General features: G+C 68.1%; 7 protein-coding genes. 6 read left to right on the forward strand and 1 reads right to left on the reverse strand.

Annotated features, from left to right (window positions below):
• On the reverse strand, positions 1 to 618 hold a 618-nt coding region (locus C1H66_RS04260; RefSeq protein ID WP_102626675.1), incomplete at its 3' end, for a CYTH domain-containing protein.
• A 105-nt stretch (positions 619 to 723) separates the two neighbouring features.
• Between C1H66_RS04260 and C1H66_RS04265 the strand changes: the two genes are divergently transcribed.
• The 6 genes from C1H66_RS04265 (at position 724) to glrR (ending at position 8,564) form a co-directional block, all read left to right on the forward strand.
• The gene (locus tag C1H66_RS04265; protein ID WP_102626676.1) at positions 724 to 1,404 is read left to right on the forward strand and encodes a TIGR00153 family protein; all 681 of its coding nucleotides are present in this window, start codon (positions 724 to 726) and stop codon (positions 1,402 to 1,404) included.
• Positions 1,405 to 1,502: 98 nt separating this feature from the next.
• Positions 1,503 to 2,768, forward strand: coding sequence for an inorganic phosphate transporter (locus C1H66_RS04270; RefSeq protein WP_102626677.1), 1,266 nt, complete (start codon positions 1,503 to 1,505; stop codon positions 2,766 to 2,768).
• Between the two features lie 124 nt (positions 2,769 to 2,892).
• A complete protein-coding gene (gene argA, locus C1H66_RS04275) occupies positions 2,893 to 4,206 on the forward strand; it encodes an amino-acid N-acetyltransferase (protein WP_102626678.1) in 1,314 nt (437 codons plus the stop codon).
• A gap of 877 nt (positions 4,207 to 5,083) precedes the next feature.
• Positions 5,084 to 6,580 (forward strand): sensor histidine kinase, encoded by a 1,497-nt coding sequence (locus C1H66_RS04280; RefSeq protein ID WP_102626679.1) that lies wholly within the window; start codon positions 5,084 to 5,086, stop codon positions 6,578 to 6,580.
• A 2-nt stretch (positions 6,581 to 6,582) separates the two neighbouring features.
• A complete protein-coding gene (locus C1H66_RS04285) occupies positions 6,583 to 7,128 on the forward strand; it encodes a hypothetical protein (protein ID WP_102626680.1) in 546 nt (181 codons plus the stop codon).
• 62 nt (positions 7,129 to 7,190) lie between these two features.
• Positions 7,191 to 8,564, forward strand: coding sequence for a two-component system response regulator GlrR (gene glrR, locus C1H66_RS04290; RefSeq protein WP_102626681.1), 1,374 nt, complete (start codon positions 7,191 to 7,193; stop codon positions 8,562 to 8,564).
• Positions 8,565 to 8,770 lie beyond the last annotated feature (206 nt).

The following is an 8,770-nucleotide window of genomic DNA, read 5'->3' on the forward strand; positions in this document are numbered from 1 at the left end:
GCCTTCGGGCAGGGGCCAGGTGCCGGCCAGCAGGGCGCCGCCCCGGGCGGCCTTGCTGGTGTCCGCCGGGCGCAGCGGCACCGACTCGGCGAGCGCCTCGGCCAGGTCCCACAGGGCCTCCGGCTCACCGGCCTCGAGTTCGAGCTCCAGTTCGCGGATCGCCACCGTGCGGCCGGCGGCACGGATCTCGCCCAGGTCGAGGGCCAGTTCGATGCGCGCCTCGCCGAACTCGAGTCGCCAGGCTGCACGGCGGAAGTCGGTGGCAAAGCGTGGCACCAGCCGGGCCAGCAGGGCGTCGCCGTGGCCGGCCATGGGCGGCAGGGCGGCGAGCCCGGCGAGATCGAGCCCCGGCCCCGGCACTTCCCACTCCCACTCGCCGCGGCGCGAGAGCCCGCCACCGCCCTGGCCTCGGGTCTTGAGGGTCTGCAGCAGCCGGCCATCGGCCCGGCGCAGGCGCAGCGCCATGCGGGCGGTTTCCAGGGCCCCCTCGGGGGTGTCGAAGTAGGTGTTGCCGAGGGTAGTGAGCCGCGGCACCAGGCCGTCGAGCAGCGGGTGGCCGCGCAGTGCCGCCGGGCCTTCCGGGCCCAGGGCCAGCTTGAGTTCGATCTCGTGGCTCATGGTCTCGCCGCCTCGGTTGCGTTAACTTCAGGTGATATTTTCATGACGGGAGCGGAGGCGGTCACTATACTGTCGCCGCCAATTCTTCAGCGCACATGGATACCCATGGTCACACCCAATCCGTTCTCCGCGATGTTCGGCCGCTCGCCATTCCAGCCGCTGCTGGCCCACATCGTCAAGGCCAATGAATGCGCGGATCAGTTGCTGCCGTTCTTCGAAGCCGCCCTCGTCGGTGACTGGGAGGCCGCTGCCGCACACCGCGAGACCGTCACCCGGCTCGAACACGAGGCCGACGAGCTCAAGACCGAACTGCGCCTCAACCTTCCCAACACCATGTTCCTGCCGGTATCCCGCACCGACATCCTCGACCTGATCAGCGTCCAGGACAAGATCGCCAACAAGGTGCGCGACATCACCGGCATCATGCTCGGCCGCCGCATGCAGGTGCCGGAGCCCCTCGCCCAGCCGATGCGCGACTACATGCAGACCGCCGTGGCCTGCGTGGCCCAGGCGCGCCATGCCCTGGAGGAGCTCAAGGACCTGCTCGAGTCAGGCTTCGGTCGCAACGTCTCCGACGTGATGCAGAAGCTGATCCGCGAGCTGCACCTGCTCGAGCAGCAGGCCGATAGCCAGCAGGTGGCCATTCGCCGCCAACTGTTCGAGCTCGAGAGCCAGCTGCCCCCGGTGGACGTGATCTTCCTCTACAAGATCATCGACTGGGTCGGCGAACTCTCCGACCGGGCCGAACGCGTCGGCAGCCGCCTGCAGATCCTCACGGCTCGCTAGGATGCGATTCGTCGCGGCACCGCATGCCAGGGTGCTCGGCGCTTCCGCCATCACGCCAATCCGCTACCCCCTGACAGCCACATAGGACGACTTCCCCTATGTCGATCATCGTGCAGCACGGCGAAATCTTCATCATCCTGGCCTGTGTCTTCGGCTTCTTCATGGCCTGGGGCGTGGGCGCCAACGACGTCGCCAACGCCATGGGCACCTCGGTGGGGTCCCGGGCCATCACCATCAAGCAGGCGATCCTCATCGCCGTGATCTTCGAGTTCCTCGGTGCCTGGCTGGCGGGCGGCGAGGTCACCGCGACCATCCGCGGCGGCATCATCGACCCGGGGCTGCTCGCCCAGGATCCGCAGTTCCTGGTCTACGGCATGCTCTCGGCCCTGCTGGCGGCGGCGATCTGGTTGCTGATCGCCTCGGCCAAGGGCTGGCCGGTTTCCACCACCCACTCCATCGTCGGTGCCATCGTCGGCTTCGGCGCCGTGGGCCTGGGCATGGAAGCCGTGGCCTGGGGCAAGGTCGGCCAGATCGCCTCCAGTTGGGTGGTCTCGCCGCTGCTGGCCGGTACCATCGCCTATCTGCTGTTCAAGTCGGTGCAGCACCTGATCTTCGAGGCCCCCGACCCCTTCGCCTCGGCCAAGCGCTACGTACCGGCCTACGTCTTCCTGGTCGGCTTCATCGTCGCCATGGTCACCCTCACCAAGGGCCTCAAGCACGTCGGGCTCGACCTGAGCTTCGGCCAGAGCCTGCTGCTGTCGATCCTGATCGGCCTGGTGATCGTGGGCATCGGCGTGCTGATGGAGCGTCGGGTGGTCTACGAGCGCCGCGCCGGAGATCACTTCGGCTACGGCAACGTCGAGCGCGTGTTCGGCGTGCTGATGATCTTCACCGCCTGTGCCATGGCCTTCGCCCACGGCTCCAACGACGTGGCCAATGCCGTGGGGCCGCTGGCCGCGGTGATCAGCGTGGTGCGCAGCAACGGCGTGATCGACGCCGCGGCCCTGGTGCCCTGGTGGGTGCTGGTGCTCGGTGGCGGCGGCATCGTCGCCGGCCTGGTCACCTACGGTCACAAGGTGATCGCCACCGTGGGCACCGGCATCACCGAGCTGACCCCGAGCCGTGGCTTCGCCGCCACCCTGGCCGCCGCCACCACCGTGGTGCTCGCCTCGGGGACCGGCCTGCCGATCTCCACCACCCACACCCTGGTGGGGGCGGTGCTCGGCGTGGGCCTGGCCCGCGGCATGGCGGCGCTGAACATGCGCGTGATCGGCACCATCGTCATGTCGTGGCTGATCACCCTGCCGGCCGGCGCCGGCCTGGCCATCGTGTTCTTCTTCACCTTCAAGGGTATCTTCGGCTAGCGGCCGGACGGCCTCGAGCCGACAAGACGGCGGCACCACCGCGGCGGTGGTGCCGCCGTTTTGTCGGCTCTGATATAGTCGAGACTCGCATCGTCTTTCTCTCATCTGCTGCCGGAGTGCGGCCTTGGATACTCGCTTCCCCTTCGTCGACTGGTTCCGCAATTCCTCGCCCTACATCAACGCTCACCGGGGCCGAACCTTCGTCATCCTGATCGAGGGCGAGGCCATGGCGCGCGGGCGAAGCGAGCAGCTGATCCAGGACCTGGCGCTGCTGCATACCCTGGGCGTGCGGCTGGTGGTGGTATTCGGCATCCGCCCCCAGGTCGAGCTGGCCCTCAAGGCGGCCGGCATCGCGCCCAAGCACCACCAGGGGCGCTGGGTCGCCGACCCGGCGATCATGGCGTGCGTCGAGCGCACCGCCGCCGAGCAGCGCCTGTGGCTGGAGGCGCGGCTCTCGCTGGGGCTGCCCAATACCCCGCTGCACGGGGTCGAGCTGACCGCGGTCTCGGGCAACCTGGTGATGGCCAAGCCGCTGGGGGTGCGCGAGGGCATCGATTTCCACCACAGCGGCGAGGTGCGGCGGGTGAGGGCCGCGGCGATCGAGGGGCTGTTGGAGAAGCGCTCACTGGTGGTGCTGCCGCCGCTGGGCTTCTCGAGCACCGGCGAGGTGTTCGATCTCGACGCCTCCGAGGTGGCCCAGCACGCCGCCATGGCGCTCGGTGCCGACAAGCTGATCCTGCTCGGCGAGGCCAGCGGCCTGTACGACCACAGCGGCCAGCTGCAGCGCCAGCTGACCCCCGCCGATGCCGAACCGCTGCTGCGCCAGGCCGACCCGGGCAGCGAGCTGGCCCGCCACCTGGGCGCGGCCTGTGCCGCCGCCCGCCATGGCGTGGCCCGCACCCACCTGATCTCCTGGCACGACCACAACGCCCTGCTCGGCGAGCTGTTCACCCGCGACGGGGTGGGCACCATGATCACCCAGCACCGCTACGAGCAGCTGCGCCCGGCGGAACTCGGCGACATCGGCGGCCTGCTCGAGCTGCTCGAGCCGCTCGAGCACCGCGGCATGCTGGTGCCGCGCTCCCGCGAGCGGCTGGAGCACGAGATCGACGACTACCTGGTGATCGAGCGCGACGGCATGGTCATCGGCTGTGCGGCCCTGCACACCTTCAGCGACGCCGAGATGGCCGAGCTGGCCTGCGTGGCGGTGCACGACGACTACCGCGGCGGGGCCCGGGGCGAACTGCTGCTGGCCGAGATCGAGCGCCGTGCGCGGCGCCTCGGGCTCACGGCGCTGTTCGCGCTGACCACCCATACCACGCACTGGTTCTTCGAGCACGGCTTCCGCCTGGCCGACATCGACGCCCTGCCGCCGCTCAAGCGCGACACCTACAACCACGCCCGCAAGTCCAAGATCCTGGTCAAGCCGCTCGCCTGAGCGGCGCCCCGTCTTCCCCCCGCGATCCAGGCGGGGCGAAGCGCTGTCGCCTGACAGCGTCGTGGCTCGAAAGGATGTCGCCATCGGGGTACGCTTCAAGATGCTGATTCAGCAGTTATTTTTTCATTGCTCCAGATTGGCGTCGCCATGTGGAGACGAAAAACCGCCGAGAATCCGCCATGCGGTGTGAAACCCTCCCCCGGCAGGCGGTATGCCAACTCCATCATCGAAATAACGTGTTGAAATTAATGGGGATGCCGATTTTATGGCACGACATTGGCAATGGTATGGGTGAGCAACGGAAGCGGTTCATTACGGCTCGAGCCGCTTTCGATCGCCAAGGGAGTCCGGTCAAACACTGCCCTGTGCGTCCGGCCCCGGAAGCGATCAGCGTCTGCTCCAAGCGATGTGTGACTTTAGGTTGCGATGAGACGGGTACCGCCGGAAGGCACGGAAGTGTACCAGAAGGGCAAGGACGCCCAGGCAAGGATGCCTCATCCCCCCTCCGGGGGATCGAATCGCGCAGCATCGCCTTCGGCCAGGCCGAGGCGGTGGTGCCAGTAACGAAGCAGGGCGGTGCGCCACGCGGTGGTTCGCCCCCACATGTGAAGACGGGCCCCTGGTAATCAACGGTCTTCACATGGCTTCGGGGCCTTTGGCCCATGGAGAGCGGGCCGACCGACCTGACCAGGCAGTCGAGTGGCGCGTTTTCCAGACCCTTCAGTTCCCTGCGTACTTGGGCCGGCTCTGCCGGCCCTTTTTTTGGCTCTTTTTGGGCGGTCATGGCGGGCAGTGGAACGCTGTCCAGCGGAACTCTGGTATTCTTCGGGCGTATACGATGGCAATGTCACTCATCATTCTGCAAAGAGCTCTGGTCATGACCACCCGAGTCTCGCGTCGCTGGCGCCCTCGCTCCCTGTTGCAGCTCGTTCTGCTGGCTTTTCTCGTCGTCATGTTGCCCCTGGCCGTGCTGATGCTCCAGGCCGGGCCGGCCCTGTCGGAACTGTCTCGACTGGCCGATGTCAGCGCCCGTCAGGCGGTGGAGGAGACCCGTCGGGCGCGCTCGCTCAGCGCCCTGGCCCTGGAGATGGAGCGTGGCGCTCGCCAGTACGCGGTGGTCGAGCAGGAGAGCCTGCTGGAGATCTACGCCGAGCGCATCGAGGAGTACCGCGAAATGCTGGCCCAGCAGCGACAGCTGCTGCCCGATGACCCCGACGTGGCGGCGCTCGAGGCGCAGTTGGTGGAACTCGCCCGGTTGCCCGAGTTGCCCCTGGAGGAGTTCGAGGAGCGGCTCATCGACTTCATCCCCTTCGCCCAGCATACCGAGGCGGTGCGACGCGCCACCAACCGCCAGATCGACATCCGCATCGATGCGATCCGCGAGCGTGCCGAGGCCGTGCAGACCCAGCTGTGGCTTCAGACCGCCGCGCTGGTTTCGGCCAGCCTGGTGTTGATGCTGCTGTTCACCTGGCTGATCATCCGCCCGGTGCGACAGCTCGAGCGTCGGGTGCTGAGCATCGGCAGCGGCGGCCAGTCCCATGCGGTGCGGCCCATCCAGGGCCCGGCCGAGCTGGTTCAACTCGACGAGCGGCTCGACTGGCTCTCGTCGCGCCTCGAGGAGCTCGAGGCCGAGAAGCAGCAGTTCCTGCGCCACATGTCCCACGAACTCAAGACCCCGCTGGCCAGTGTGCGCGAAGGCTCGGCGCTGCTCGCCGACGGGGTGGCCGGCGAGCTTTCTCCGCACCAGCGCGAGATTCTCGAGCTGATCGACGCCAGCGGCGGCGAGCTGCAGCGGTTGATCGAGCAGCTGCTCGACTACAACCTGCTGCAGCACAACCGCCAGATGCAGACCGAGCGGCTCGATGTCGCCACCGTGGCCAAGGAGGTGCTGGCCAAGCACCGCCTGGCGCTGGACAACAAGGGCATGCGGGTCGACTGTTTCGACGGTCCGCTCGAGTGGCAGGCCGATCGCGCCGCTACCACCAGCATCCTCGACAACCTGATCTCCAACGCCATCGCCTATGGCGAAGATGCCGGTGAACTGGTGGTCCGTGCCCGCCGCTGCCACGATCGCCTGACGATCGAGGTGGCCAACAGCGGGGCGCCGATCGCCGACGAGGACCGGCCACGGCTGTTCGAGGCCTTCTACCAGGGCCGCGCCCGCCGCAAGGGCCCCCTCAAGGGCTCCGGCATCGGCCTCTCGGTGGCCGCCGATTGCGCCAGGCTGCAGCACGGCAGCCTGGAACTGGTGGACGACCCGTACTACGCGGTCTGCTTCCGCCTGACCTTGCCACGTGTCCTCGTGGCAGGGCAGCTCGCTCATGACCATCTGGCGCTCGTCGGAGAAACGAGCACCCACGCAAGGAACCGATGACGATGATTTTCCGCCCTCTGCTGGCCTGCCTGGCGGTGACCTGGTTGGCCGGTTGTGAATTGCTACCCGAACAGCCACGCTCGACGGCACAGTCGGCGGCCGAGCCGTCGGTCAAGGCCTGTCATGCCGTGATTCCCGATTTCGACGACGAGGCCTGCCTGTTGCCCGACTGGGTCGCCTTCGGGCTGGCCTCCCAGCGTGGCGAGCGCGGTTGGCGCGAGGTCATGCTGGGTCGCCTGGAGGGCGAGACCAAGGAGCAACGCCTGGCCCGGGCCGTGGTGCTGGCCTGGGGCAACGAGAGCCAGTGGGACCGTGCCGCCGAGCTCCTCAAGGCCGACCTGCACACCGCGCCCTCGGCCCTGCAGCCGTTGCTGCGTTACTGGCTCAACGAGGTGGAGGGGCGTCGCGCCATGGCCGGTCGCGTCGCGAGTACCCGCGGGGAGCTGGCCGCCATGGAGGAAGAGAACGAGGCCCTGGCCGAGAAGCTGGAGGCGCTCACCGCCATCGAACAGAACATCAACCTGCGACAGCAGACCGACGACGACTGACAGGGGGATGAGACGTGAAGCACGCCACACGCATATCAGGTAACAGGGCGCCCGCGGCGCGGATGCCCGGCTCTCGCGAGCTCAGCGCCCATATCCTGCTGGTCGACGACGACGTCAGCCTGCTCAAGCTGCTGGGCATGCGCCTGGAGAGCCGCGGCTACCGGGTGACCACCGCCGAGAGCGGCCGTCAGGCGCTCAAGGTGCTCGAGACCGACCGTCCCGAGCTGGTGCTCACCGACCTGCGCATGGACGAGATGGACGGCCTGGCGCTGTTCCAGGAGATCCAGCGCCAGGCCCCGGGGCTGCCGGTGATCCTGCTCACCGCCCATGGTTCGATTCCCGACGCCGTCAGCGCCACCCGCCAGGGGGTCTTCAGCTTCCTCACCAAGCCGGTCGACCGCGACGAGCTGTTCGCCGCCATCGACGAGGCGCTGGCCCAGACCAGCGGCCCCACCGCCGAGGGCGACGAGTCGTGGCGTGCGGCGATCATCACCCGCAGCCCCGACATGGAGCGCATCCTCGAGCAGGCGCGCATGGTGGCGGCCTCCGACGTGAGCGTGCTGATCACCGGCGCTTCCGGCTCGGGCAAGGAACTGCTCGCCAATGCCATCCACAAGGCCAGCTCGCGGGCCGGCAAGCCGTTCGTGGCGATCAACTGCGGCGCGCTGCCGGAACAGCTGCTCGAGAGCGAGCTTTTCGGTCACGCCAAGGGCGCCTTCACCGGCGCGGTCAGCGAGCACCGCGGCCTGTTCCAGGCCGCCGATGGCGGCACCCTGTTCCTCGACGAGATCGGCGACATGCCGCTGACGCTGCAGGTCAAGCTGCTGCGTGCCCTGCAGGAGCGCCAGATCCGGCAGTTGGGCTCGACCGCCTCGACCCCCATCGACGTGCGCATCATCTCGGCCACCCACCGCGACCTCGACCGCGCCATGCACGAGGGCGAGTTCCGCGAGGACCTCTACTACCGCCTCAACGTGGTCAACCTCAAGCTGCCGGCGCTCAAGGAGCGGGCCGAGGACGTGCCGCTGCTGGCCAAGCACCTGGTGACCCAGGCCGCCGAGCGCCACAAGCCCTTCGTCAAGGGCTTCTCGCCGGAAGCGCTCAACCTGCTCGCCTCCAGCGGCTGGCCCGGCAACGTGCGCCAGTTGGTCAACGTGGTCGAGCAGTGCGTGGCCCTGACCAGCTCGGCGATGATCCCCGAGGCGCTGGTGGCCCAGGCGCTCGCCGCCGAGGACAACGCCCTGCCGACCTTCAACGACGCCCGCGCCGGCTTCGAGCGCAGCTACCTGATCAAGGTGCTGAAGATCACCGAGGGCAACGTCACCCAGGCGGCGCGCATCGCCGGGCGCAACCGCACCGACTTCTACAAGCTGCTGGCCCGCCACGACCTCGAGCCCGGCGTCTTCAAGCCGGCCGCCCGCCACGGCGAGGAGTGAGGCACACTCGGAGATCCTGCTGAGCAATCAGCTCGTTGAGGGCAGTCTGGCAGTGGGTTAACAGCGCTGTGAGGCCCTGGGGGGGCAGACCCTGGGGAATCCCCACAGGCCTTACTGAAAAAATCAGTATGCTGAGGGTGTTCTGGCGGTGGGCTGCCAGCGCTGAGAGGCCCTAGGGGGTCAGACCCCGGCGGTGTCGAATCCGC

It is taken from the genome of Halomonas heilongjiangensis (assembly GCF_002879645.1).
GTDB lineage: Bacteria > Pseudomonadota > Gammaproteobacteria > Pseudomonadales > Halomonadaceae > Halomonas > Halomonas heilongjiangensis.

What these genes read in the sequence shown, in the direction of transcription:
- C1H66_RS04285 (WP_102626680.1), top strand. Translation starts at nt 6,583, where the DNA reads ATGATTTTCCGCCCTCTGCTGGCCTGCCTGGCGGTGACCTGGTTGGCC.
- C1H66_RS04280 (WP_102626679.1), top strand. Translation starts at nt 5,084, where the DNA reads ATGACCACCCGAGTCTCGCGTCGCTGGCGCCCTCGCTCCCTGTTGCAG.
- C1H66_RS04265 (WP_102626676.1), top strand. Translation starts at nt 724, where the DNA reads ATGGTCACACCCAATCCGTTCTCCGCGATGTTCGGCCGCTCGCCATTC.
- glrR (WP_102626681.1), top strand. Translation starts at nt 7,191, where the DNA reads ATGCCCGGCTCTCGCGAGCTCAGCGCCCATATCCTGCTGGTCGACGAC.
- C1H66_RS04270 (WP_102626677.1), top strand. Translation starts at nt 1,503, where the DNA reads ATGTCGATCATCGTGCAGCACGGCGAAATCTTCATCATCCTGGCCTGT.